A 25,210-nucleotide genomic window follows, 5' to 3' on the forward strand; every position below is an offset into this window, starting at 1 on the left:
GCGAGTGCCTCCCGAACTGCTGTCGAAACGCTGCTACGACGTGAACAGAGCCACTCGTCCCTGTATCTGGCAGCGGAGCTGGCCCGTTCATCGGCGGGGCGGGAAACGATATGTGTGGTTCACCCGACGATGCGTCGGACAACGAGGATCGGGCCCAGGTTGACCTCTTTGGTGACCTCCACGACGCGGCCTGGCTTCGGTGCGTGTACGACGTACCCGTAGCCGATCGCCATGGCCACGTGCTCGGGAGCGGAGGCGGAGCCGACGGCGAAGACGAGGTCACCCGGCTGGATCGCGTTCGTCGGGACGGCGCGGCCGTCGTGGATCTGGGTGTAGGTGGTGCGGGTGATCTCCTTGCCGGCGACTCCGTAGGCGCGCTGGGTCAGGGACGAGCAGTCGCACCGTTCAGCCGGGTTGCTGCCGTGGGGGTTCGTGCAGCTGCCGCCCCACTGGTACATCGTGCCGAGCTGGCCGAGGGCCCAGCGGATCGCGGTGCGGACCTCCAGCGGCGCCGTTGCCGGGATCTGGTACCCCTCCGGCAGTGTGCCGGGCGGAATCTCCCCGAAATCAGCGGTGCCCTCGCCAGAGCACCCGCCGGTGCCGAAGCCTCCGCCGAGGCCGGGCTGTCCCGGCATCGGTCCGGCGGGTGCGGCGCCGAGCGTGGGGGCGATGGCCTGCTGGAGGGCCGTGGCGAGAGGTTCGTGCTTGGCGTACGCGTCGGGGAACGCGCTGCGCTGGACTTTCTGTGCGGCCACCGTGACCGGCATCTGCTCCCAGTCCTTTATCTTTACGAGCCCGTCGTAGAACTTCCCGGACGCGTAGACGGGATCCATGATCTGCTCGCGGGTCCCCCAGCCCTGGGAGGGTCGCTGCTGGAACAGGCCGAGCGAGTCACGGTCGCCGTGGTCGAGGTTGATCAGCGTGGACTCCTGCAGGGCGGTGGCGAGGGCGACGACCTGTCCGCGGGCGGGCACCCGTTTCTGGATGCCGGTCGCGACGATGACCTTCGCGTTGGGGACCTGCTTCTCGGGCTCGGAGAGGCCGGGGACGTTCACGTCGCCGCTGCCGGCCAGCATCTCCTTGACCTTGTGGGCGATGTCGGTGGTTTCCGGGTCGAGTTCGGGCTGGTCGGCATTGGGGCAGCGGGCCGAGGCCGCGGCGGCCTCGGCCTCGCTCTGGCCAAGGCCGGCGACGTGGGCGGCGATCGCGGCGAGCAGGACGAGTCCCAGCCCGATCAGCCCGGCGGCGCCGGCCAGCCACCGTGTGCTCCCCTTCTTCATGAACGCCCCTGCTGGCGGCGACGACGGTTTAGTTCCCACTGCTCGTTACGGCTGAGGGAGGCGGCGCTCGGCCGCGGGGTCACGGAGATGACGCGGCGTGTGACGGGCTGGCGCCGGCTGCCACGGTTCAGGCGCTGCCGGAGCTGCTGCTGTCGCGGCGAGGCTGCGGGCTGGGTCGGCGCCGGGTGGCGGGGCTGGGCCCGCTGTCTTGTCGTCTGCGTTGCCTGCGGGTTGGGCTGGTTCGGGGTGGTGGTCGCCGGGCCGCTGCTGGTGGCCGGGTTCTGCGCCGGTCCCCCCGGCGGCTGGTTCGCCGGGGTGCTGCCGGGCGGGTTCGGGGGCTGAGTGGGCTGTGGTGGTACGGGGGGCCTCTGGCCAGGATTCCCTGTGTTGCCCGGCCGGGGCTGAGGCTGGGGGCCCGCCGGCCGGGCTGGCCGGGTGCCGCGGCCCTTGCCTCCGGACTGGATCCGGTTCATCAGGGCGACGGTGCTGACACTGGAGGACGTGGCGTAGCCGATTGCGGCCGCCGGGTTGCCCGAGGCGAGGGCTGCACCGACCATCGCGGTGCGGACCGCTCCGCGGGTGATCTTGCGGGCGATGCTCTGATTCTTCGCCACCGGCGTGGAGGACGGGGTGAACACGCTGCCGTGGGTCCCGCCGATCCGGGCGGCGGACATCTTGGCGCGGAAGTTCGCCGCGACCTGCTTCGACCGGACCGTGAGGGCCTTGCGCTTCTTGATCGCGCCGATGCACACGATGTCCACGGCCAGGAACCGGAGGGTGAGTTCGGTGCCCCAGTCCTGCTGCACAGGGTCGAGGACGGCCTGGATGATCAGGATGAGGACGGCGAGGCCGATGATGGAGGCGAGGAGCTGTCCGAGGGAGTGCAGCACGGATGCCGCCCAGTCCCACAGGAAGGCGCGGCCGGCGCCGGGCATCAGCCCGGCCACGAGGGCGGGTTCGGCACGTACGGCGTCCCAGGCGATACGGCCCTGCGCGACGAGGAAGCTGCCGGCGAGGCCGGCGATCAGAACGGTGACGATCAGGGCGGCGACGAGCAGGAAGATCGCTCCGCCGACCTTGTCCAGCGAGGCCCGCTTGGCGGCCTGCACGTCGCCCTGGACGCACCGCTGCTCGAACTGCTCCATCGGCGAGTTGCCGAAGTGGTCGAGCGCCCACTGCTTGGCGATGGGCAGGGTCCAGTCGGTGATGGCCGCGCCGGAGGGGTCGATCCAGGCCCGGTAGCTGTTGAACTTCTTCAGCCGCTCCATCTGCTGGTTCAGCGCCCGGTCGTAGGCGAGCTGCGTGATCTTGGTGTTGGAGTACCTCTTCGCGCAGTCGCCTTCGAAGACCCGGCCGTACTGGAGGAGCATGGCCGGCTTGACGATGAAGGCGTCGGTCAGGGCGTTGGTCAGCGGGCGGGAGAGCGCTCGGCTGCTGGCCGAGTCCTCGGCGTCGGGGGCCTTCTCCCGCTCGCCGGGGTTGGCGTCGAGGATGATGTCGGCGACTTCGAGGGCCAGGCCGCGGGCGGCGGCGATGGCGCCGTCCTGCTCCCCCAGCAGGAGCTGCGGGGGTGAGGACAGCAGCGTGGCGGTGAGCGCGGCGATCAGGAGGGACAGGGTTGCGTCGCCCCACCCCTTGGCCCGGTCCCCGAAGAAGATGCGGGCGACGGTGACCAGGGCGCACACCGACAGGAAGAGGCTGGGCAGCCCCATCTGGAGGATGACCTGGGTGTGCAGGGAGTTGGCGACGGACAGGACGGGCGCCAGGAGCAGTTTGGCGAGGCCGAAGCCGAGGGACCAGGCGATGAGCCAGCAGCAGAACGCGATGACCCATTTGGTGATCATGAAGCAGAGTTCGGTGATCAGGTTCTGGATGCCGAGGTCCCAGTCGGTCAGGCCTCCGGTGTCGGACTTGACGGTGTAGGCCGAGATCGGCAGGTTGTGCGCGTCGGTGACGTTGAAGACCGCGAGGACACCGCCCTCGTCGGGCAGGAGCTTGCGCAGGCGCTCCTCCTCGGCCTTGAGGTAGGCCTCCTGCATGGTGCCGGTGACGCGCTTGTTGAGCTCGTCGAGGATCTTCTCGATCTCGGCGAGTTCCTCCGGGGTGGGCGTACGCGTGCCGGGAGTGGGCGGTCCGAGGGGGTTGGCCGCCGACGGGCTGGTGGGAGTCGGGGACGGGCTCGGCTCGGCGAGGGCGGGCAGCGCGGTGAGCAGGGTGAAGACGGTGGCGGCGAGCGCCGCCAGGAGCAGGGCAATACGCAGACGGGCTGCGCCGAGCAGACGCAGTCGCTGCCACGGGGAGCGACGGGCCGTCATGCCGCGGCCTGTTCGCTGGTCGGGGTGGTGTGGATGACGCGCTCGATCGCCCGGTCCATGGGGATGAGGACCCGCATGAGGCCGATACGGCCAGCCAGGTCGCGGTAGAGGCACTCCCCCGCGCGGGCCCGGCGCTGGTCCTCGGGCAGGCCGAGCGGCGAGAGACCGCCGGTCACGAGGTCCAGCAGGTCGGTGTCGGCGGTGTCCACGCCGAGGAATTCGAGGCTGCGCGCGGCGAGCGTGCGGCTGGTCTGCCGGAAGACGAACCGGTGCGGGATGAGGCCGCGGACGATGGCGCCCTTCTCACTGTCGGCCGGCCCGATGTCGTCCGCGTCGTGACTGCCGACGTAGGCGGCGGCGTTCCTCTTGCGGCCGTCGCGCACCAGTTCCAGGAGCAGCTCCAGGCCCTCGTCGCTGGAGGTGAGCCACCAGCACTCGTCGAAGACGGTGACCGCGAACTCGTCGCGGGAGCGCATCGCGGTTTCGCGGGAGACTGCCGCGATCAGGTACATCAGCGCCCGGCCCAGCACCTTCTCGAACTCCAGGCGCTGCATGCGGTGCTCGGAGGCGAGCTCGGACTTCTTCGGCAGGGCGAGCGAGTTGACGAGGAAGACGACACTGTCGGCGCGCTGGGTATCGACGACCGGCAGCGTCTCGTCGAACACCACCCTCGCCAGGTCCTTGCGGGCGACCGCGGCGAGCTTGCGGGCCAGGCCGTGGGCGGCCGTGTCGCCGGCGCTGCGCGCGGTGAGTTCGTCCATCAGGGCGCGCATCGACGGTTCCGGCCTGGCCAGGACGGCCTGGACGGCTTCGGACAGGGCGACGCCTTCGAGGTCCATCGGTCTGACCCCGAGCAGCAGGGTGAGGAAGGACTCGGTGAAGCGGGCCGCGACCTGGGGGCTGGTCTTCACGTACAGGCGCAGGGGGTCGAGGGAGACCGCGGCGGTGTGGTCGATGCGGATCAGCTGGGTGGTGCCGGGGCAGGCCTGGGCGAAGCGGGCCCATTCCTGGTCGGTGGTGCGGTCGACGATGACGGCGCGGCCGCGGCTGCCGGGCCGGCCGAGCTGGTGGCCGCGGGCGAGGACGTTGTAGACGGCGGTTTTCATGCCGACGGACTTTCCGGCGCCGAGCTCGCCGAGCCAGGCCATCGATGCGGACGCGTTCTCGCGGGGACCGCGAGCGGGGTCGATCAGGACGGGGCGGGCGCCGCCGGAGGCGACCTGGAGACCGTAGAGGCCGCCGCGTTCGTCGCCGAGCTGGGAGCCGCACCAGGGCATGGCCATCGCGAAGTCCTTCGCGAGGAGGATCTGCGCGTAGCCGACCATGACGCGGGGGGTGCGGCAGCCGGGCAGCATCGCCTGCCAGAGGCTGGTCTGCTCGCCGGCGGGTCGGGAGAAGGTGTAGTCGGTGGAGCCGAAGTCGCTGGCGAGGGCGGCGGCGCGGTCCATCGCGTCCTGGGGGCTGTCGCCCCACACGGCGAGGGTGACCATGGCGCGGATCTCGACCTCGCGCCGGTTGGCGGTGATCCGCTCGTGGTACTCCTCGTTGTCGGCCTGGTTGCGGGCGACGGCGGCGGGCGGGCCGGCCGGGTCGCCCTCGTACTCGGCGGCCTGCGCCTTCAGGTGCCGGGCCCGCTTGCGGATCTTCGGCTCGGCCTTCGCGCCGGGGACGACGACGAGCCGGGCGGTCCAGTCGACGGGGTAGGCCAGGTCGTCAAGCTGCTGGAGGTAGGCGGCCCCCGGCAGGGCGAATGCCTCGGGCATCTCCGAGAGGGCCAGGAGCGCCTGGTAGGAGTCGCCCCACTCGCTGGAGACCTGAAGGAAGCGCCGCGTGAAGGGGTTGGCCGGCAGGGCGGGGGCGGTAGTGAAGTCGGCGCCGCCCTCGGCGACGAGGATCTCCCCCAGGGCCGCGACGTTCCGGCCGCGGCCCCGGACCGGGGTCTCGGTGCCGTCCGGCAGGAACGGCTCCGCGAGCCCCCGGCGTGCGCTGTGGCCGTAGATCCACAGGATCTCCGCCTCGGACGCCGGCCGCATCGACACACCGGACGGCCACTGGGCCTGGATCCGCTGGGCCTGCTCCAGACGCCGCTGCACCTCCGCGTCGGTGACGACGGCTGGCATCAGGCCGAGCTGCAGAGCGACTTCCGCCCGCGCCGCCCGGAACGCGGACAGCACCGCGTCCTTCTGGGACAGCGGAGGAAGCGGGAGCGCGAGCCAGTCGGTGCGTCCGGTCAGCTCCATGGTCTCCAGCTGGTCCAGGACGGCGTGCCCGAGACGCTCGTAGCGGGGCGCGCGCTCGAGGTCGATGTCGTCGACCATGGCGCGGACCACTGCGGTCGGGTCGATCTGCGGGCACAGGCTCATGAGCATCGGCTCGCCCGTGAGCGCCTTGAACAAGCCCTCCAGCGCCTTGAGGCGGCGGCGCTTCACGGCGGCCGGGGCGTGGGAGTAGTTGGTCGCGGCGACGCGCCAGACGGCCCAGACGGTGCCGTGGGTGGTGAAGATCAGGTTCTGCTGGACATGCCGGATCGGCAGGCGCATCGTCAGTTCTCCGGTCAGGTACGGGGTGTGGGGATGCGGCGGGCGAGCAGGGCCTGCGCCCCCGAGGCCACCGGTGCGGCAGGCGCCGTGGGATCGGCAGGCGCTGCAGGTTCTGCGGGCCCGGGCCCTGCCGGCTTCGGACGGGCAGCGGCCGGTGTGCGGGCCGCGCCGCTCGCAGGGGCCGTGGCTTCGGCGGGCGATGGGCCTGCGAGCAGGTGGATACGGGTGTCGCCACGGGTGGGCCGGGCCGGTCGGTAGGCCCGGCCGCGGAGCTGGCCGCGTCGGGGCGCGGCCAGCATCAGGGCGATGCTCAGCAGGGCGGCCGCGGGGTTGCGGCCGTCGATGTGGAGATGGCGGAGCACGAACGCCACCGCGAACGGCAGGACGATCAGGAGCACGACGTCGAGCCAGCCGTGGCCGCCCCATAGCGGGCGGGTCAGGATCAGGGCGGCGACGGTGGAGACGATCCCGGCGAGCTGGGTGAGGGTGTACGGGCCGCCGGGGAGCCGGATCCCCCGGCCGCCGTTGACGTCCCGGATCACCCCGTGGACCAGCGGCGCCCGCCGGGCCTTGGTGTAGCAGCGGCCGATCAGCTCGAAGTCCAGCTCGCCACCGCCGGCGGCCTCGGTCACTGGTCGCTCCGGACGGCGTTGGCGCCGCCCTGGTACTGGACGATGTCCTCGGTCGTCTTGTTCTTGAGGGTGGCCATGTTGGCGGACAGGCCCCAGACGATCGCCGCGAAGATGACGGCCATGATCGTCGGTCCGGGTGCCTTCGTCTTCCAGCCGACAACGATGACGAAGAACCCGCACAGGACCGGGATGGCCACGTTGAAGATCAGGCCCTTGATGTCGTTGCCGAGGCCGGTGCCGGTCTGGATCCAGCCCGCGGCCAGGATGATGGTGGGAGGCATGACGGTGCTCCTTCTATGCGGTGGGGGTAGTCGCCGGGCCCGGGGAGCCGGAGGCGGACGGGGCCGGGGTCGGTGAGGTGACGGCGGGGGCGCCGTCGAGGCTGGCGATCTCCCAGCGGCCGGCGCGGGCCTTGAGGGTCAGGGCGTAGGTGAGCGGAAGCCGCACCCCGTCCTGGCCGGTGGCACGGAGGGTGACGAGCAGGCGCAGGGTGGTGCCGTCGCCGGGAACGGAGACGACCGGTTCGCCGCCGGTCTCGCCCTCGACGGCGAGCTGGTCCACCGCGATGCCCGAGTACGGGGCCGGAGACGGGGCGGCCAGGCGGGTGCCGGGGGCGAGGTAGCGGTCGAGCTCGGCGCCGGCCCGGGTGAGGTAGGCCGTCAGGAAGCTGGTGACCGCCTGGGTGTGCGGGTCGGACGGCAAAGCCGGGCGCATCGCGCCGTAGACCAGCTCCGGTGACTTGGCCCGCTCGGGCCCGGCGACCTCGGCCGGCATCGCCAGCGCCGTGTACGCGGTCGCTCCCCCGGCGCCGGGCGCCGTGGCCACGGGCACTTGGAAGTAGCGCACCGGGTCGGCCTCCGGAGACGGGGAAACGCCTGGCTGGGCGGACGGCGTCGCCGACGGCTGCGCGCCGATGACGCGGGCCGCTACCGTGACCGACCAGACGGCGGTGTCGGTCTGACGGAGCCGGACGACGGTCAGCTGCTCGCCCCGGTGCTGGCCGGAGACTCCTTCGAGCTGGAGGTTGGCAGCTGGCGGGTAGTAGGCGGCGAGCTTGGCCTCGTCTCCGTCGCCTGCGGACAGGTAGGCGGCGACGAAGAGGACCGCGAAGCCGGCCGCACCTTGGCCGCCGCTCGCGGTCGGTGCGGTCGGTGCGGCCTTCGGGGCGGGTGCCGCGGATGTGGTGGGCACCGACAGGTAGGCGAGGGCGCCCAGGAGCGGCCCGAGCGCGATCAGGCCCCAGACGAGCCAGCGCAGCAGCGCGGCCGAGTTGGCCTGGGCGCCGGTCGACCAGCCCCCGACCCAGCCGGCGTCCTTCTCGGCCTCAGGCTCCTGGACAGCCGCCGGCTGCGGCTCCGCCGGTGCGGCCGGCTTCCGTCGGCCGGTGCCCACGGGGCTCATGCCGTACCTCCGGCCGAGCGCAGGTTGTGGCCGGCCAGCTCCGCGATCCGGTTGCGCAGCTCGGCCTCGGGGCGACGGCGCAGCACGGCGAGCGAGGCGAGGACCGGCTCCGCGTCCTCGTCGAGGAAGGCGCGGAGCTTGTCGTAGGTGCCGGTGTCGAAGGGGCAGGCGACGAGGGCGGCGCCGAGGTGGATGAGCAGACGCTGGGCGCGGGTGACGCGCTCCTCATCCGCGTCCAGCGACTGCGCGACGGCGGGTGTGGTCAAGACACATCTCCAAAGGGGGGAGCGGGCGGTGGCCGGGGCGGTGGTCCAGCTCATGCCGCGGCCTTGGACCGGAGGGATGCTTTGAAGCGGGCCAGGGCCCGGGAGCGGCGGCGCTGCCAGGCGCCGGCCGTGGTCCCGGCGCGGGCGGCGACCTCGTCGTCCGGGATCCCGCCGCTGATGTGGTGCCAGGCCAGCGCCTGCGCGTCGGCGGTGGACAGCGCGCCGTCGCGCACCGCGTCAAGGAGGAGCTCCAGGAGCTCCAGCCGGGCCGGTGCCGCTTCGTCATCGGCCGGGCCGGCGTGGAGGCCAGCTTCGGTGGCGGCCGCGCGCACCGTGCGGGCGCGGGTGATCTCGTACGGGCCCGGCGCCGGGTCGGCGATGTGTTCCGCGGCCGCGAGGTCCTCCCCCGCGGGGCCCTGTTCGGCGGCGAGCTCGGCCAGGACCTGGCGCAGGGTGTCCAGCGTCAGGTTGGCGGCGGGCCGGCCGGGGCGGAGGTGGATGCGGCCGGAGCGGGCCACTTCGTAGAGGGCGGCCACGGTCATGTGACCGATCGCGTCCCGGGTGCGGCCACCGGTCGCACGGACCTGTCCGCGGGTGATGCGGATGACGGCGGGGAGCATCGCCTGGACGATGACGCGGCCGGCGAGAGCGGCCGATCGGTCACGGCCGGCGGCGCGCTGAAGGAGGGCTCGCAGGACGGCATCGGTCAGCGCATCGGTAACGCCGTCGGCCGCCGGACGGAGCGCGGCGAGGAGCTGCGCGGGCCCCAGGGAGCCGGCCCAGGAATCGGTCACGGCCGCGATGTCGTCGCCGAGGTGGCCATCGGTCACCCAGTCGGTCACCGCGTGCTGGAGGCCGGGGTCCGCGCACAGCGCGGCCCAGTCGGCGTCCAGCCGGTCGAAGAACCCGCCGCCGGCGGCGGGGTGCAGCACATCGTGCACGGCACGTCTCCTTTCGGATCTCGTGCCGTACACACTCCTCAGGCCGGCTTGCCCGAAGGCTTGCCCGCAGCCCTAAAAGCGCAGATGGGCGGCTTGCCCTCTATCTGGGCAAGCCGCCCGTGACCGATGGGGCAAGCCTGGCGAGAGGGTGGGCAAGCCGCCTCGTGACCGGTCCGTGCAACCCGGGCAAGCCTCCCCCCGCAGGCGGGCAAGCCCGCTGGTTCGGGTACGCGGGCGTACCGGAAGACAGGGAAGACGAGGGGGCAATGGACGGGTGGCCGGCGGCCGCGCGTCGGTCATGACCGGTGACCGATGGGGCCTCGATCGGTCACCGGTGACCAGGCGCGGCATCGGTCACCGGCGGCTCCCGCGATCGGTCACGGGATCGGTCACAGGCCGATCGGTCACGGCCGGACGGCTCCCCGAGGCGCCTGGCCGTGACCGATCGCAGTGTGAAAGCGGCCGCGAACGTTGGGCCGAGCAGCGCCACCAGGCCACTCCACCCGTGTCGGCCCCGCCCCGTGCGGGACAGGATCAGCACCACAAAGGTGGCCACGACTGCGATAAGTCGGGGACCGTCTGCGGGCCGCCCGGCAGCCCGATCTCGCGGCCACCGCTGACGACGGATGACGCCGCGGGCCAGCGGGGCGCGGAAGGAAACAGCATCCGATGAGCTCGCCGCCGACTCCGCCAGCGTCGACCAGGTGATCGCTGCCCATCGGGCACCTGCGCGGGCCGCTGCTCATCGGGGGCTCCTCCGCAGGCGCAGGACCACCGTGAGGCCGAGTGCGACCGGTACAAGCAGCAGGGCCCGTTCCGGAGTGCCGCCAGAGCTCCCCGGTCCGCGCTGGGCGGTCTGTGTGACGCCCCTCAGGCAGTAGTCGTGCGCCGGGCCCAGGATCAGGGCGCAGGCCTCGCTCTCCTTGGCGGGCGACGGGGCCGGCTGCGTGGGGGTGGGGTAGCTGGCGGCGAAGGCCTGTCCGGTCTCGGGCCACCAGGCATCCGGCACGCCGGTGAGCGCCAGGACCACGGTGCCGATGGCGGCGACCCAGACGGTGAACCAGGACAGGGCGCCGAACAGGCGCTGGGCCCGCGGGCGGGCGAACGTGTTGCTCACAGCTGGCTCCCCAGGGTGGCGGTCTTGGTTCGGTCGGCCGGGGCAGGCCCAGTGATGGTGATGGCGTTGGACGTGGGCGACTGGGCTCCGACACCAGCGCTGGAAATGGCCGCGGCCGCGTGAGCGGGGGCGCCGGCGCGGCCGGCGATCTCCCACCGACCGACGTGAGCCATGACGGTGAGGGCATAGGTGAGCGGGACGTGTACCTCGTCGTCGGCCGGCGACGCCGAGGTGGGCCGAGGCCCGCGGATCTCCTGCCGTGACAGCGGGCGGACGATGACCGGAGAGGAAGCACGCGAGCTGCGGTGCTGCGAGGCTCTGGCGGCGGCGCCGACGTGGGCGGCCGCCTCGGCGGCCGGGACGGCGGCGGTGCGACAGAGGATGCGGGCGGCAGGGGTGACCGGTCGGTCATGACCGGCCGAACAACGCAGCAGGGCACGCAGGACGGCATCGGTCAGCTCGCCGGTCAGGCGACCGCTGCCAGGCCAGAGTGCGGCGAGCAGCTGCGCGGGGCCGAGGGGGCGCACCCAGGAACCGGTCACGCCGTCGGTCTCGACGGCGATCTCGCCAGCCAGCCGGTCGGTCACGAGCCGGCTGGCCGCGGCGGCCGGGACCTGCCTGCCAGCGCGCAGCGCGGCCCGGTCGGCGTCCAGGCAGCGGAAGATCCTGCCAGCGGTGAGAGCGGGGTCGTGCACGGCACGTCTCCTTTCGGATCTCGTGCCGTACACGCTCCTCAGACCGGCTTGCCCGAACGCTTGCCCTCCGTTCCAAAGGACCAGGTGACAGGCTTGCCCTCTACCCGGGCAAGCCGCCCGTGACCGATGGGGCAAGCCTGGCGAGGGTGCGGGCAAGCCCTCTCGTGACCGGTCCGTGCAACTTGGGCAAGCCACCCCCTGTGGAGGTGGGCAGGCCTCGGGATTCGGGTGCGCAGGCTCGCCCGGCAGGGACGGGGCGAGGATGCGGCGGACGGGTGACCGATGTCCTCAGACCGGTCATGACCGGTGACCGATGGAGCCCGGATCGGTCACCGGTCACCGTGCGCGGTACCGGTCACCGGAGGAGCCAGCTATCGGTCACGGGATCGGTCACACGCCATCGGTCACAGCCGGACGGCTGCCGGAGGCGTCCGGAGCTGGTGACCGATGACCGGTCACCGCTTCCGGCGGAGGTGTTCGGTCAGCTGCGTTTGACGGAGCGAAGGTGCGCTCGGCCCTGCTGCTTGCGCTGCTCCGCCAGGTGCCGCTGCGCGTCGATTACGCGGCGTTGACCGGTCTTGGGTGAGACCCCCAGGCGCCGGGCGACCTCGGCACCGGAGAGCTTCTCTCCCGCCTGTTCCGCCTCGCTTAGCCACTCGGCGACGGTCACGACCTGCTGCTGAACGGGGTCCAGTTCCGGCTCTTCTGTCTGCTGCTCGGGCAGCCGCGCGGTCGCCGCTCCCGTGTCGGTGGCGGTGGATTCCCAGAGGGCCGGCTCGCCCAACGGATCCGCTGGCCGCACGGAGGGGAGGTCCAGCGACGTCTGCTCCGGCATTTTCCCGCCGTCCCAGTTCCCGCCGGTTGCTGCGGCGCTCGGCGCCGCCACCGGCTCACGCACGTAGGGCTTGGCAACCACCGGAGCCGCTGGCGCGGCGAAGGACTGCGGCGTGACGGGCTCGAAGAACGGGTGGGGCTCGACGACGGCCTGGCGCTCGACAGCCGCGCCCCCGCCGGGAAGGACACCGGTACCGTCGGCCACGACCGGCTGGTCATCGGTCAGCTCCGGCGTGGCCGGCAGCCGATCGGCCACCGGCTCCGCCAGGGCCTGGTCGTCCTCCACGTTGTCCTGTGCCGCAGCGGTTGACTCGGACTGCGGCAGCTCCTCGACCTCGTTCGCCTTGCCCCTGGCCGCTTCGCTCTCGCCGGCTTCCAGGGCTCGCTGGTGTTCGCCGGCCGCCGCCTGGTCGTCGGCGCGCTCCACCGTCACCGTGGTGCTCAGGTTCAGCCCGGCCGCTTCCAGGACGTGAGGGGCGGTCTCGGCCAGCGGCACACCGTAGCGAGCCAGCTTCATCGGCATGAGTGCCTCCACAGGAGCCTTACGACGCCAGCGGCGGCCGTACTGGCTGTGCAGCTGCGCCTCATAGACGAGCCGGTGCTGTTCCAGTTTCACGGCCTGTTCGTAGGAGCGGATCTCCCACAGCTTCATGCGCCGCCACAGCCGGAACGTCGGCACCGGGGAGAGGAACCAGCGGGTGATCCGGACGCCCTCCATGTGCTTGTCCGCGGTGATGTCCGCGATCCGGCCTACCGCATGGCGGGCGGCCTCGACAGCGACCACGAACAGGACTGGGATGACGGCGTGCATGCCGACGCCGAGCGGGTCGGGCCAGGCTGCTGCACCGTTGAAGGCGATCGTCGCGGCCGTCAGCACCCAGGCCGTCTGACGCAGCAGCGGGAACGGGATCCGCAGCCATGTCAGCAGCAGGTCCAGGGCGAGGAGCACGCAGATGCCGGCGTCGATGCCGATCGGGAAGAAGTACGAGAAGGTGCCGAAGCCCTTCTGCAGGGCGAGCTCACGTACGGCGGCATAGGAACCCGCGAACCCAATCCCCGCGATGATCAACGCACCGCCGATGACCATCCCGATCAGAACGCGGTGTGCCCGCGTCAGCTCCGGCTTCGTCGTACTTCCCGCGGCCACGTCGCCCCGTCCCTCCCGCATCAGCTGCCCCTCACGTCTGAGCAGCTCTCACACTCTCATGTCCCCTACAGGGCGCGGCCGGATCGCCGTGACTCTGGCACCGATCGTCTACGAATAGTGATCACGTCAGGGCTTCACGATGCGGCACGGTTCACCAGATCGCTGAGAATCAAGTGGAAGCGCTCGATCTCGGGACCCCCCATGTCAGCGGTTGCGGGCCTCCCGGAAAGCATGACGCCGACGGACTTGGCGATCGCTCTGGGCCCGAAGCGCTGCAGGTACCGGCTTCGGGCCTCGTCCAACTGCTCGGCGGTGATCTGCTCCGCCGCGAGAGCGACTGCCGCCTGGTGTATGGCTCGCAGCCCGTCTACGAACTCAGGTATCCCGGCTGGCTCTCCATCGAGGAGGAGTCCTCGCTCGATCCTTTGCCCAGGTCGGGCCGGCCATGGAGAGCAGACCTCCGTGAGTGCCGACTCGACGATGTCCCAGCGCACCTGCTTCGTCGCCAGAGCGTTCTCCAGAACGAGCGTGGCCTTGCGTATCTGTGCTCGGGGCGCGTCAGGGTGGGTGACTAACCGGACCAGCATGGCGGCGTTGTCCTGGAGGGATCCCTGAGGGAGCTGGAACTGCTGCTGGCAGAACGTCCTCAAGGCGCGCCTGGCTTGTTCGGTAGGGATCGTCACGAGGCCGAGCAGCCACAGGTAGATCACGATCCGGAGTGACACGCTGCGGCGATACCGCAGGGGCTGAGGAAGGTCCCTCCTAGCCCGGAGCGCGGCGATGAAGAGGTGCCCTTGAACGAGCGGGAAGGTGCGTTTTCCGCTTCCGTGCCGGGTGGTCTTCTGGAACTCCGGCCTGCACAGCAAGCCGATCTCGATCCAGTCGGTGACGAGGCGCCGGCTGACCTGTGGGAAGCCGTGGTTGTGGGCCATTTTGAGGAGGTCGTCGATCGTGAGCGTTGTGTCCAGGTCCTGGTTCGGATGTTTCATCGCACGAGTCCTGTGACCAGGCTTGCCGCGGCGGTCGCCAGCGCGGCCGCGACGCTGGAGAGCACCGCGACCAGGACGGCGTCGCGGGTCCTTTCGTGGATGGGACACCTCGAACAGTCACAGTTCTCTTCGCGGTGTTCCTTGCGGTTGAGCAGGGACATCTCTCCCCCTTCAGTGGCCTGGGTCAGAGTTCGGTGTGGTGGTGACCAGGGTGTCCAACAGGAGCGGGTGCTCGGGCCGGAATGGGTCCCTTCTTCGGTGTAAGTTCTGCGCGCGCCGCTCAACGCTGATCGGGCCCCAGCGGATGCAGCCGGACGCAAGGGTCGGTGATCAGCGGCCGCACTGTGCGTCGTGGAGCGTAGAGACATCTCCGCCGTCTGTCCGGTCCCTCGGCTGGACAGCGAGGGACCTCGAGATCGGTGCGTCAACCAAGCTGTATGCGGTGACCGGGACGAGGCACCGACAGGCACAGGGCTCGATGAGCTCTCCAATTGGAGAGCCGATGGGGCGGGAGGGCTCTCCAATTGGAGAGCCCAAGAAGGAGGAGAACTCTCCAATTGGAGAGCTCCACCACGAGCAGGGTCGTGCTCTGCGTGCAGTAAACGTGATCAAACACCTACAGAGTGATGCAGGTCACGCGCTGCTGCTTGAACGTCAGCGTCTTGATCAACCAGACAGGAGGGGACGCCCGTTGCTCCAGAGGTAGTGAAGGAGAGCTCTCCAATTGGAGAGCTCGATGCCTGAGGCCCCTCTCTCTGCACGGACTGGTGTGTCAGGATGCGTCCTGCCGTGTCTCGTTGGGGAACGGTGAGTAGGAATGAGAGGGCGCCGCCGATGCTCAGCGAGGACATGGAACTCGTCGAACCACCCGAGAACAGCACCGTCATCGGTACGGGGAAGGGTGGGGTTGGTAAGAGCACTGTCGCGGCCCACTTCGCAGCGCACTGTGCGGAGCAGGGCGAGAGAACCCTCCTTATCTGCGTGACCAGCCAGGACGACGACGACCTCGGAGTCAAGGAGTTCGGCCGGGGCACGCCTCCGGACGGGCCGTCCGTACTGGAAGGCCAGGGCCTGTACCGTGCCATCTCCGAGCGGATCCCCCTCGTTCCCGTACGCGATGTGAGGCCCAACCTCGACGTCGTGCCCGGGGGCGAAGCCGTGGGAGAGCTTGTCCCCCTGCTGATGGCCCGCCTCATGGGAGCGGAAGGCCCTGGTGTGGCTCTCTCGCTCGCGCGGGCTCTGCAGCCCATCGCGCCGTTCTACGACAGGATCGTCCTCGACTCCGCGCCCGAGAACGACTCCCTCGAGCAGCTTGCCCTCGCAGCCGCCAGGCACCTCTATGTGCCCACGCGCTCCGATTCCTCTTCGATCAACGGGATGAAGCGCATCGCCCGCAATTTCAAGATCGTGCGGAAGCAGGTGAACCCGTGGCTGAGGGTCGCCGGCGCTTTCCTGTACGCCTCCAACCCGAGCGCCGGACAGCTGCATGCCCAGGTCAAGGAGAAGATCCGATCGACCCTGGGCGAAGGCACCCCGATCCTGCCGACCATCGTGGGCTACCGGGAGAAGCCGGCAGTGGGCGCCCGCAACCTGGGTCTCCTCTTCCCCGAGTACGCCGCGCTCCTGCCTACCAGCGCCAAGAGCTACGACGTTGCCGCCGGCAGAGCCAGGGTGGAGGACGTCGTCCCCGAGGCGATCACCGGCCTGGCCGCGGACATGCGGCGTCTGAACCTTGAGATTCTCGACTACAGCAGGAAGGCAGCACAGTGAGCTCCGGACTCTTCGACGACGACCCCGCTGAGGACCACCGGGGCACCGGCCTCATGGGACCCGGCATGAGCATCGCCGTCCAGCAGGCGCAGGTCGTGGTCAAAGCGCTCCCGGGCACGACTCTGGACACGATTCCCGCGCCATACGAGATTGCAGGCCAAGGAGAACTGTCGCCGCAGGAGGAGGCTGACTTCGAGGCCTGCAAGGCAGGTGTACGCAATCTCCAGAATGCGTTCTGGGTCGCGGGCAAGTCTCTGGAGACGATCAAGACCGGCAACTTGCAGAGGAGGGTGCATGCGAACTTCGCCACCTTCGTCTGGGAGGAGTTCGAGATCTCCGAGCCGCAGATGCATCGGCTCGTGGAAGAGTGGCGAGTCGGGCAGGCGCTCTCCCAACTTGGGTGGAAGCCGAAGGAGTCTCAGGTCCGCGAGCTGACCGGCATCACCAAGGAGGCCGGCGACCAGACGGCCGTGACGGTCTACGACACGATCGCACGTAACGTGAAGAGGGTCACCGCGCAGGTCATCAGAGACGTGGTCGCCCAGCTTCCGCCCCTGCGGTCGGCTTCTGCTGCAGAAGTACGGCAAATGGTCGCGAGCGTCGTGGCACCGCCTCAGCCGCGCACAAGCGTGGAGAGTGGCGCCGAGGTTCGTGCACTGCCGCATGCCGAGGATACGGAAGCCGCGGCGCCTGCCGCCTCGACGGCCGGTGCTCCTGAACTGGAACGCCCCCCGGCTCCCACGGAGGGCGGCCAGCCAGTCGCTTCCCCGTCAACGGCGGGGGTAGGGACGGGAGGCGAGGAGAGCGGTGGTGGCGCCCCTTCGACGGCAACTGATCACCCTGATGTCAAGAAGCTCATCGAGGCCGCGAACCTGCTGGAGAAGGCTCACCGGATGCTGAGCCCGTCCCTGGTGCGTCGAGCCGGTGAGGCGTATCCGACGTTCACCGACGATCTGATCACGAAGATGCGCGCAGCGGGCGACGGAATCGGAAAGTCGCTCGAAGCGCGGACCAAGTAGCCGATCAGCGTCGGGGGCCTGCCGAGTTCGGTAGGCCCCCGACGCTGTTGTCGGCGAGACAGGTCGCGACAGCGTGATTGCCACCCGGCCAGAGCCGTATTCGGAGTCAAGAATCGAACCTGACGCCTGCAAAAAGCTCTGCCTGGCCTCCTGGCGGCCTTTCGGGCGCCAGAGGGTCGCCTCATGCCGGGCCCCTCGCGAACGGCGCTCCAGCACCCCATTCTGCGGGTCGATTTTCTCTAGAGATGCACGATTTCTGCGGTTTGCGGGTCTGGGAGGACGCCTCGCTGGCCCACCGGCCCCGGCGTCCTCCCAGACCTTCCCCTCGGCAGGTCAGTCGATCGTCCTGCTGCGCTCGCGCTTCAGGGCCGGCAGGAACACGTGCAAGGCCTCGTTGACGAAGTCAGAACGGCTCGGGAACGCCCACGAGCTGGCGAGCCCGTCGATCACTTCGAGTTCGTGGGCGGAGGGGCGAAAAGACAGCTGCTCACGGTTCTTAACCCTTCCTCGCGCCAGCCGCTGGCTGGGTTCCGGTGTCCCGAACAAGCCGTCCGGGTCGTCGTCCTCGTCAGTCGAGGGCCGGTTGTCGGCCTGAAGACGGGCCAGCATCTCCGCGTAGAGATCGTGGCGCTGAGCGTGAAGGACAGCTCGCCGCACCACGACGGCATTGGTGGGCTCCCGGCCCGTCGTCTGCCTCTGCGCCGTCTGGTACCGCTCGAACCGCAGCCGCACATGCCCGTCAACCATGACCATGCACTGGTCCGTACCGCGTCGGCGCAGAAGCGGCGTGGCCGCACTCGGCCGAGGCGCGGGCGCCTCGATCGGCAGAGCAGGCTCGCGGTCCGAGCGGTTTCCCGGCGCACTGTCCGGCTTCACCGACCCCCCGGACGCCGTGCTCGCGACACGGGACCGGGACTGGAAAGCCACGGCCGCGGCCGCGCCGAAGGCCTCGAGTCCTTCGTCCTCGGGCAAGCCTCCACGCTTCTCGTCTGCCTGGGCTGTCATGCGGCGAGCTCCTCCGTCTGCTGCTGATCCATCGCTGCTTTGGCTTGCATCACTTCGATCGCGAGGGACTGGTAGTCCCCCGCCAGGGCGCTCATCGACCTACGCGCGGCCGGTTCGAGCGTCTTGCTCAGGCGCAGTTCCTGGGGCACCTTGCCAAGCTTCCGGCAGGTCACGGCCGCAGCTTCGACATGCCGGATCGTCTGCTCGAAGACTGGCGCGGCACCCCGAAGGTCAGCGGACAGTTGGCTCTTGATGTCTTCCTGTACCCGCGTGGCGGAGGAGTTCGTCGCGAAGATGATGACTCCCAGGAGCCGGAGCACCGGGTTCAGGGCAACCGCCTGAGCGAACCGTCTTGCGACCGTACGCAGGCCCTTTCGGGACGACGGGTCGGATTTCGTCGGGATCAGGACGCGGTGCCCCGCGACGAGGGCCTGGAGTTGGAGCGGTTCACACCCGGGTGCGACGTCGAGGATGATGACGTCATAGTCGTCGGCTACAGCATCGATGGCAGCCGCGTACATCGCTGTCCACGCGGCCTGCTCGTCGAGGTCGTCTGTGTGCCGCGCTGCGCGGCGCTGGCAGTACAGCTCCTCGACGACTTCTTCGAGTGCGGGACCGCCGGGGAGTACGAACAGGTTTGGGCGCGCTTCGCCGGTTGGAACGAGTGGCTTGCCGTCGAGAATGGCTGCGGCCTGCGCGCGTCCCCCGTCATCGAGGGGGCCTCCAGTGAAACCGAGGTCTTCCGCGTTGTTTCCCTGTTCGTCCAGCTCGGCCAGCAGCACCTTCAGCCCGAGCTTGGCCAGAGCGGCGGCGAACGCGGCGGCGGTGCTGCTCTTCCCGACGCCGCCCTTCCCGTTGACGATGACGATGACCTTGCTGATCAGCGGGCTGCCCTGAACGAGCTGGAGCCTGCGCCGCAGTGCAGACCGTGCTGCGGCAAGGTCCGCAAGCTCGAGCAAGCGTCGATAGTGAGGCATATGCACCACTTCTTACATAATCACGGCCTATGTGTGATGAATGACTGTATGTGTGGTGCCATGGGGGCTGTGCTCGCCGCGCCGTAGGACGGTGTGATTCCTCCAGCCGGCCCTGATCTATAGCGGTCCTCGGTGCACGGCGTCTAGCACGCTATATAGTCCGCTCCCTAGCGGAACCGCATGGCTCGAGCGTCTCATCGAGCGAAGGGGCTCCGTGCGGTGCTGCAGGGATGCATGACTCGCCGCACAGTTCCGGCTCACCTGACCTGAAGGGCAGAAGACAACCAGAAAGCGGTGTCCGCGGCGCCCGTGCAGTTGATGGCCTGGCCGACGGCAACGTCCGAGTGGCTCACAGCCACCGCGCGCCGAGGACCGAGAGCTCCTCTACATGCGCGAACACGAGCTCGGTATCCGTCATACGCTACTGATCGATCCGCAGGCCCGGCTTCTCAGCGTCCGAGCGAGCCCGGTCCATCTCGTACGAAACCGTCAGCCGGTTTCGGCTCCGCTTGGTAGTCGAAGGCACCGTGTACTGCCCAGTCTGCAACGAGCTGCTCCCTGCAGACCTGAGCCAGAGGCGGCATCGGCCGCCCTCCTGGAACCAGTGGCCGCTCCTCGTGGAGCCGGCGGCGGGACTCGCCGCCGGCCCTGTGGGTGTCCTTCGGATCGAGCCCGGCATGATGCGGGGGCAAGGCTTAGCCCTTCGGCTCAGGGGGCTGGGGAGCGGCGTCGGGTTCGGCGAGGAACTGCCAGATGCTGATCATGGCGACGATCTGGGCGATGAGATAGGCGAACTGCAGGGAGTAGTAGCGCATCTGGTAGACGGACAGGAGGAGACCCATGCGGCTCTGCCAGTAGCGTCGCTCGGTGCGGAAGGTGTCGAAGTCCATCGCGATGCCGGTGACCGTCAGGACGAAGAGCATTGCTGACACCGCGAACGCCAGACCTGCGGTGCTCTCCTCTGTGAAGTGCAGGACCAGTCCGTCGGCGGCGACTGGCAGCGCGAACGCAAGGGTCACTGGCAGGGCTTTCGCCGCCCCTCGCTGCCCGGGAAGCTGACGCCACAGGGCACCGAGCACGAAGGCAGCTCCGGTCCAGGTCGCGGCCCAGCTGACAAGTGACAGCAGGAGGCTGGGGACACCGAACTGATCGGAGAGGACCTCCGTCCAGCCCTCGCCACGGATGTGCCAGACCCAGATCATGAGGAAGGACGCGGGCACTGCAGGGACGAGAGACAGACGGGCGCACCGGCTGCCGTTGGCCCACCACGTGTCCCGCGGCCCCAGTGCCAGGGCAGCGTCCACCACGGAGACTTTCGCTGGAAGCCGGTCCGCGCCTCCCGGCAAGGGCGGGCTCGCAGGCCAGTTGTGCAGGTCGCTGAGGTTCTGTTCGAGATCGCTGCGTTTCGGAGGTACGTCACCGAACAGGCCCTGATCGAGGCGGCGCAGTTCTGCGTGGATCTCACGGTAGGAGCGGGACTTGTCGAGGAGTGCCGCCCGGCCGGCTGGGGCCACCACCGTCGCCAGGGAGTGCCCCGAACCTTCGAGGGGCTGTGAGAGGACGGAGCGCCCCGTGAACGGTGCCACAAACCCGTACAAGGCCAGCATGCCGAAGAGCTGCCACAGCACGGAGATCGTGCTGAAGCCGGCGACGTATCCGCCGGGCAATGTGCCCACCACTCCGAAGAAGGTGATGAAGAGCAGCCGGTCGGCCGGTTCTTCGAGGGGGGACACGGTGGTAGCTGAGCGCCATGCCCGCAGGACGGCGAGCATCGCGATTGTTGTCAGCAGCCACAGGTACGAGGAGAGCCAGTCCTGAGCCCCGGGCACGGAGGACAGGGCCTCCCACACGAAGTCGTTCCAGTGATCGAGGCCGTACTCAGGGACTGTGCGGTCGCTGAGCCAGGAAGCCCGCTGCCAAGCTCGTTCCTCGGTGAGAACGAAGAAGGCCGATACGAAGATCGTCCAGGCCAGGATGGCCGGCCCGGCGAGGCGGAGTTTCAGAACCCGGTCGTTCCCTGGGAAGCGGCGGCTTCCGGGCAGCAGCCCCCCGTCCGTGGCCAGGCGCCAGGCGGCGGCCACCCATGCAAGCGAGCACAGGGAGAAGAGACAGAGGGACGCTGTCGCCGTGGCCGCAAGCGCGAGGCCGGATGCCTCGTGGCGCAGGTCGAATGTGCCGGGCACCACCGCCACCAGCAAGGGCGGCACCGTCAGGCCAGCGAGCGCTGCCCAGGTACGGCGAGTCGGGCGCGCCACGAAGAGCAGCACGGCCACAAATGCGAGGGCGAAGCCGTGGTCGCGGAGGATTAGTCCGTTCCTCCAGAAGGCTTCGTTCCAGTGTTCCCCATACCGCTGAAACACCGCTCTGCCATCTGTCAGCAGGGCAAGGAACGTGGACGCCACGGCCCATTGCGCGAGGTTCCGCAGTGTGCGGTCCTGCCGGGCAGTGGGAGGAGCGGGCCGCCTGCGGTAGAGGACAACCCCGCAAAGGAGAAGCACGCTGGTCACGATGCTGGCGATTATGTAGCCGCTGCGGTTCAGCAGCACGGCGCCCGGTCGATTGCTCTGAGCGCTCCAGGAACGCTGCCAGGAAGGCTTGAGTCGAACGGTCACCGCGGGGACCGGCTCGGTCGCGAGCGGCTTCTTGCCGGACTCCTGCTTCCCCTTTTCGGCCACCGACGCTTTGTCTGACGACGCTGGATGCCACAACAGTGCCGTGGCACCCTCGCCCCCGTCGGGCAACGGCGTTGCAGTCTCGGCGCCCGGGCCGCCGGGGTCCACCTTGATCTCGGTCCAGTGGGCGCCAGCGAGAGCGCGAGGCAGGAGAAGCCGGACCGTCCACCGGTCTCCGTCCGCGCGCACGCTCCAGAGGCCGGCGTGGACGGTGTCGTCCACGTTGACCCAGGTGTGCGCCCGGTCGACGACCGTCACCCCGCCGTCCTTCTCGGCCGTTACCAAGGGCGGGCCGTCGCGCCACTCGGACCAGCGCCGATACTGACCGTTGTGCGGAGGGCGGGTGATACAGGCCATCGCCCGGATGTACTCAGGACTTTCCTCGCTCAACAACAGGTGTCTGGCGAAGGGCCAGTCGGCGGGCACCTCGACGCGTAGTTCGGACCGTACCTTCGTGGACGTACGGTTTCCGTGCTCCAGCAGCACACCGGCGCTGACGCTTGCCGTGGCCAGCTCCGTGGACTGGCACTCGTCCGCTGGGGCGGATGCAGCGGGGGGCGCGGCGGCGAACAGCAGCATGAGGAGCAGGACCAGGGCGACCGTCGGCCTTCCCACCTCTGTCACGGCTCGTATGACACGGCTATGACCACTCAGCACAGAGCTTCCCCCCTTGGAATCCGCGAACGCCATGATGACGCAGGGGTACGCCGTGGGACACCCCTGCCCACGTGCCTACCCGCCTGGCGGATAGGCGGCACCGCCGCGGAGAGAACGTCACGCTCCACGGTCGATCAAGGCTGAAGTCGGCGAGCGCTCCGGCACATATAGGTGCGCCGCGGTGTCGGCAGGTGGGGGAGGAGCTCCCACAGGGGAGACGAGCCGCTGGCCCATTCGTTCAGAAGACCGCGATCCACCAGATGCAGCCGCTGACTGCGGGCGAACTCCACTGCCGGAACGGTGAACCGGCCGTTGGTGACGAGGACGACGACGTCGCCGCCGTGGACGGGGCGACCGGTCCCGTTGAGGACATGAAGGTCCGGGCTGCCGACTGCAGCCCCGGCCGCTCCATCACGACGGTGCTTGCACTGGATAACCCAGCGGCGGCCTACGGGATCGGTCCCCTTGACGTCGGCTCCGTTGTCGCCGGCGCCGCCCACCCGGACGGCGTCGTGTGCGCCGTCGCGGCGCATCAGGTCTCGTACGGCTTCCTCAAACTCGGTGTGGTGCAGGCTGTCCAGGAAGCGGATGTCCCAGCACTCCGAGCGGCGGCGCCGCGTGGCCCAGGCAGAGGACCTACGTCGTCCGGCCTTCACCAGGAGCAGGCTCAACACTCCGGCGGCCAGGGCCGTGACGGCGATCGTGGCGATGATGGAGCCGTGGCGTTCAAGCCCCTGGCGGGCCTGTGGGAAGAGGACGGCCGCGAGCGCGACCGTCACCAGGACGCCGCCGGCGTCCATGCCCTGTGCCCGTCGTCGGCGGTGCGCGGGCCGACGCCCTCGTCCTGGGCGTCGTGGAGCAGCGGTGCGGGGGGAGTACCGACGTCCGGTCATGGCCGGCCTTCCTGAAGCAGGGCACGGCGCCCGGCCCACCGGAAGGCCGGCGGGCAGGAGGCCGTCTCCCACCGGATGGTGGGAATCTCCACCCAGCCTCCTCACGGCGGCTTGCCCGAAGGCTTGCCCACTGCTCGAAGGGACGGAGGCAAGGGCTTGCCCACAGGGAGCCCCGCGCGCTCGGCCGTCATCGGGCCCGCGAGCGCGGCTGTTCTCACCGCTGCGACGGAGCGTTTCAGCTGGCGCCATCCGCCAGACCGAGCGCTCAACCTTGAGCCGCGCTCACCGACCACGAAAAGCGCTTCGCGTACAACACCCGGCCTGTGCATGATTCCCAACGTGCATGCAGACGGGGATCATGGCGGGCAGAGACGGTACTCGCTGACGGACGCGGGAAACGGCCATGTCTGGGGTGTCTGCGCCGAGGCAGAGGGGTTCTTTCGGGAAGCCCTCCGCGGGACGTATGAACTGTTCGGCTGGGTTCCTGACGGAGCCGAGGTGCGCGGCTGGGCCGGCAGCCGGGTGTGGCTGGTGCCGGAGGACAGGACGCTCGATGCTTGGCTGCTGGAGGACGCGGAGAGCCTTGGACAGTACCCGGGAACGGACAGCCTCGTGCTCACCGGTCTGGACGACTACGAGGGCCCGCCCGAGGGACACCAGGGACCTGTCCGACTGCATGACGGGTACCGGTGGCTGGGTTCGTGCCGGGAGTTCGCCCGCGTCCTGCCGCCCGAGCACGTAGAACCTCCGCTCGTCCTGCAGGGACTCGCCCCGAGTGATCGACTACGACGGACACTAGCTACGGGCGCCCGGCGCCCGCTGGACCTGGAGGAGGTCTGCCTGGAGATCCGGGACGACCGGGACGGACTGCTCACCGACCGGCTGCTGCGCCCCAAGGTCCGTACCTGGCAGCCGTCCTCCCGGGGTACAGGCCTGATTGATCTGGAACTCGACGGATACCTCGCACCTGTACCGGGATACGCCCGGCCCGTCTGGGAGCGCTGGCTTGCCGGCCCGCCGGACGCCCCCGGCGCCTGGGCTGCGCTCGATACCCGCCGGCGTGGGGCCTGGCTCGACCTTGTCCGGGAGCGGGGCTGTCGGCTCAAGTACCAGGACCGGAAGGCCGGGCACGCGTACGAGCTGGACGGCCGGCACGTCACGGACGAACCGGGCCTCTACCTGGCACTCGGCGAGGCCGTCAACGGGCCGGGCGGTTACTTCGGAGGCTGCCTGGATGCCCTCCTGGACTGTCTGCGCGGCAACTTCGGCTACACCGCCCCCGCAACCCTGGTCTGGCGGGATGCTGCGACTGCACGCGGGTACCTGTCCCACGCCCTGGCGCCGGAGGGTGAGCAATACGATCTGGTCGCCCTGGTGATCGAAGCTCTGATCGAGGGCGGGATGCACGTGATCCTCACGTGAACCAGCCGGGCCGCCAGAGGAGTGACTCGAATGTCTTTATCTACGACTTTGGTTCTGGCACAACTTCTGTGGTGGCGAGCCGGCTAAGGACCGCGACACCGTGGAGCGCTGCATCAACAGGATTCGGGCCTGGCGGGGCCTGGCCACGCGCTACGACAAGAGACCCGACAGCTACATGGCAGGGCTCCAACTACGCAGCTCGATCACCTGGATGCGCAGCCTCGACCCCGCCACGTGATGCACAACTCCAGACAAGCCCTAGAAGGCACGAAGCTCGACGCCGATCCCCATGCCGTCGAGGTCGCTTACGAGCCTCCAGTAAACGTCGCTCTCGTAGAAGCTCGCTGTATCGCCGTTCCCCTCAGCGGGGTCGATCTTGTCCATCTCGGGGACGTCGTAGGCCACCGTGTACCCGGCCTCCGTGTCGGTCCACTGGACCCGGACCACCATGTCCGCTGTGCCGATGTCGTAGTTGTCGTTCCCGTGGTTCTTAGCGATGTACTCAAACGGGTACGTGAACGTATAGCTGTCGTCCTTCTTGATCGACCGCAGGTAGTCCTGCTCGTTCTCGAAGCCATAGTTGTTCGACTCACTCCACATGAAAGGAGCATAATGCCCTGCAGCTCTGCCAGAGTTGA

21 protein-coding genes and 1 pseudogene are annotated in these 25,210 nt (G+C 69.6%); 4 read left to right on the forward strand and 18 right to left on the reverse strand.

Annotated elements, in window-relative coordinates:
- Positions 1–119: 119 nt before the first annotated feature.
- From SVTN_RS39895 to SVTN_RS44580, 13 genes are all read right to left on the reverse strand, one after another.
- The gene (locus SVTN_RS39895; protein WP_041134836.1) at positions 120–1,280 is read right to left on the reverse strand and encodes a C40 family peptidase; all 1,161 of its coding nucleotides are present in this window, start codon (positions 1,278–1,280) and stop codon (positions 120–122) included.
- Positions 1,277–3,595 carry a hypothetical protein gene (locus SVTN_RS39900; RefSeq protein ID WP_041134837.1) on the reverse strand — a complete coding sequence of 773 codons (2,319 nt, stop codon included), beginning with the start codon at positions 3,593–3,595 and terminating at the stop codon, positions 1,277–1,279. The genes SVTN_RS39895 and SVTN_RS39900 overlap by 4 nt, the downstream gene beginning before the upstream one ends.
- Positions 3,592–6,135: an ATP-binding protein gene (locus tag SVTN_RS46315; protein ID WP_041134838.1), complete on the reverse strand. Its 2,544-nt coding sequence runs from the start codon at positions 6,133–6,135 to the stop codon at positions 3,592–3,594. The genes SVTN_RS39900 and SVTN_RS46315 overlap by 4 nt, the downstream gene beginning before the upstream one ends.
- Positions 6,136–6,149: 14 nt before the next feature.
- On the reverse strand, positions 6,150–6,767 hold the full coding sequence (locus SVTN_RS39910) for a hypothetical protein (protein WP_052499817.1): 618 nt from the start codon (positions 6,765–6,767) through the stop codon (positions 6,150–6,152).
- A complete protein-coding gene (locus tag SVTN_RS39915) occupies positions 6,764–7,048 on the reverse strand; it encodes a hypothetical protein (protein WP_041134839.1) in 285 nt (94 codons plus the stop codon). Before SVTN_RS39915 ends, SVTN_RS39910 begins: the two co-directional genes overlap by 4 nt.
- A 13-nt stretch (positions 7,049–7,061) precedes the next feature.
- Positions 7,062–8,168: a conjugal transfer protein gene (locus tag SVTN_RS39920; protein ID WP_052499818.1), complete on the reverse strand. Its 1,107-nt coding sequence runs from the start codon at positions 8,166–8,168 to the stop codon at positions 7,062–7,064.
- On the reverse strand, positions 8,165–8,434 hold the full coding sequence (locus SVTN_RS39925) for a hypothetical protein (protein ID WP_041134840.1): 270 nt from the start codon (positions 8,432–8,434) through the stop codon (positions 8,165–8,167). Before SVTN_RS39925 ends, SVTN_RS39920 begins: the two co-directional genes overlap by 4 nt.
- 50 nt (positions 8,435–8,484) lie before the next feature.
- Positions 8,485–9,375: a hypothetical protein gene (locus tag SVTN_RS39930; RefSeq protein ID WP_041134841.1), complete on the reverse strand. Its 891-nt coding sequence runs from the start codon at positions 9,373–9,375 to the stop codon at positions 8,485–8,487.
- Positions 9,376–10,117: 742 nt separating this feature from the next.
- Positions 10,118–10,492 carry a hypothetical protein gene (locus SVTN_RS39935; protein ID WP_052499820.1) on the reverse strand — a complete coding sequence of 125 codons (375 nt, stop codon included), beginning with the start codon at positions 10,490–10,492 and terminating at the stop codon, positions 10,118–10,120.
- Positions 10,489–11,187 (reverse strand): hypothetical protein, encoded by a 699-nt coding sequence (locus SVTN_RS41365; protein ID WP_052499821.1) that lies wholly within the window; start codon positions 11,185–11,187, stop codon positions 10,489–10,491. The genes SVTN_RS39935 and SVTN_RS41365 overlap by 4 nt, the downstream gene beginning before the upstream one ends.
- A 481-nt stretch (positions 11,188–11,668) precedes the next feature.
- Positions 11,669–13,189 (reverse strand): DUF2637 domain-containing protein, encoded by a 1,521-nt coding sequence (locus SVTN_RS39945; protein ID WP_052499822.1) that lies wholly within the window; start codon positions 13,187–13,189, stop codon positions 11,669–11,671.
- Between the two features lie 113 nt (positions 13,190–13,302).
- Positions 13,303–14,157 carry a hypothetical protein gene (locus SVTN_RS39950; protein ID WP_041134842.1) on the reverse strand — a complete coding sequence of 285 codons (855 nt, stop codon included), beginning with the start codon at positions 14,155–14,157 and terminating at the stop codon, positions 13,303–13,305.
- On the reverse strand, positions 14,154–14,318 hold the full coding sequence (locus SVTN_RS44580; protein ID WP_159026593.1) for a hypothetical protein: 165 nt from the start codon (positions 14,316–14,318) through the stop codon (positions 14,154–14,156). The genes SVTN_RS39950 and SVTN_RS44580 overlap by 4 nt, the downstream gene beginning before the upstream one ends.
- A 673-nt stretch (positions 14,319–14,991) precedes the next feature.
- Between SVTN_RS44580 and SVTN_RS39955 the strand changes: the two genes are divergently transcribed.
- The gene (locus SVTN_RS39955; protein WP_041134843.1) at positions 14,992–15,927 is read left to right on the forward strand and encodes a ParA family protein; all 936 of its coding nucleotides are present in this window, start codon (positions 14,992–14,994) and stop codon (positions 15,925–15,927) included.
- A 65-nt stretch (positions 15,928–15,992) separates the two neighbouring features.
- Complete coding sequence (locus tag SVTN_RS39960; RefSeq protein ID WP_159026594.1) at positions 15,993–16,946, forward strand: hypothetical protein; 954 nt, start codon at positions 15,993–15,995, stop codon at positions 16,944–16,946.
- Between the two features lie 333 nt (positions 16,947–17,279).
- Here the strand turns inward: SVTN_RS39960 and SVTN_RS39965 are convergent, their stop codons facing one another.
- The 4 genes from SVTN_RS39965 to SVTN_RS39980 all read right to left on the reverse strand — a co-directional run bounded on the left by SVTN_RS39965 (position 17,280) and on the right by SVTN_RS39980 (position 23,057).
- Positions 17,280–17,951: a hypothetical protein gene (locus SVTN_RS39965; RefSeq protein WP_041134844.1), complete on the reverse strand. Its 672-nt coding sequence runs from the start codon at positions 17,949–17,951 to the stop codon at positions 17,280–17,282.
- Positions 17,948–18,910 carry a ParA family protein gene (locus SVTN_RS39970; RefSeq protein WP_159026595.1) on the reverse strand — a complete coding sequence of 321 codons (963 nt, stop codon included), beginning with the start codon at positions 18,908–18,910 and terminating at the stop codon, positions 17,948–17,950. Before SVTN_RS39970 ends, SVTN_RS39965 begins: the two co-directional genes overlap by 4 nt.
- Before the next feature lie 713 nt (positions 18,911–19,623).
- Positions 19,624–22,179 carry a DUF6185 family protein gene (locus tag SVTN_RS39975; RefSeq protein ID WP_159026596.1) on the reverse strand — a complete coding sequence of 852 codons (2,556 nt, stop codon included), beginning with the start codon at positions 22,177–22,179 and terminating at the stop codon, positions 19,624–19,626.
- Between the two features lie 212 nt (positions 22,180–22,391).
- Positions 22,392–23,057 (reverse strand): restriction endonuclease, encoded by a 666-nt coding sequence (locus tag SVTN_RS39980; RefSeq protein ID WP_245728051.1) that lies wholly within the window; start codon positions 23,055–23,057, stop codon positions 22,392–22,394.
- A 420-nt stretch (positions 23,058–23,477) separates the two neighbouring features.
- Between SVTN_RS39980 and SVTN_RS39985 the strand changes: the two genes are divergently transcribed.
- Positions 23,478–24,572, forward strand: a complete 1,095-nt coding sequence (locus tag SVTN_RS39985; protein WP_052499826.1) for a barstar family protein — start codon at positions 23,478–23,480, stop codon at positions 24,570–24,572.
- Between the two features lie 85 nt (positions 24,573–24,657).
- Positions 24,658–24,810, forward strand: a pseudogene (locus SVTN_RS46060) (IS5/IS1182 family transposase); the annotation flags it as partial.
- 20 nt (positions 24,811–24,830) lie between these two features.
- On the opposite strand, the gene SVTN_RS39995 reads toward SVTN_RS46060, so the two are convergent.
- Positions 24,831–25,172 (reverse strand): hypothetical protein, encoded by a 342-nt coding sequence (locus SVTN_RS39995; RefSeq protein ID WP_041134846.1) that lies wholly within the window; start codon positions 25,170–25,172, stop codon positions 24,831–24,833.
- Between the last annotated feature and the right edge of the window lie 38 nt (positions 25,173–25,210).

Origin of the sequence: Streptomyces vietnamensis (genome assembly GCF_000830005.1) — a bacterium.
Classification (GTDB): Bacteria; Actinomycetota; Actinomycetes; order Streptomycetales; family Streptomycetaceae; genus Streptomyces; species Streptomyces vietnamensis.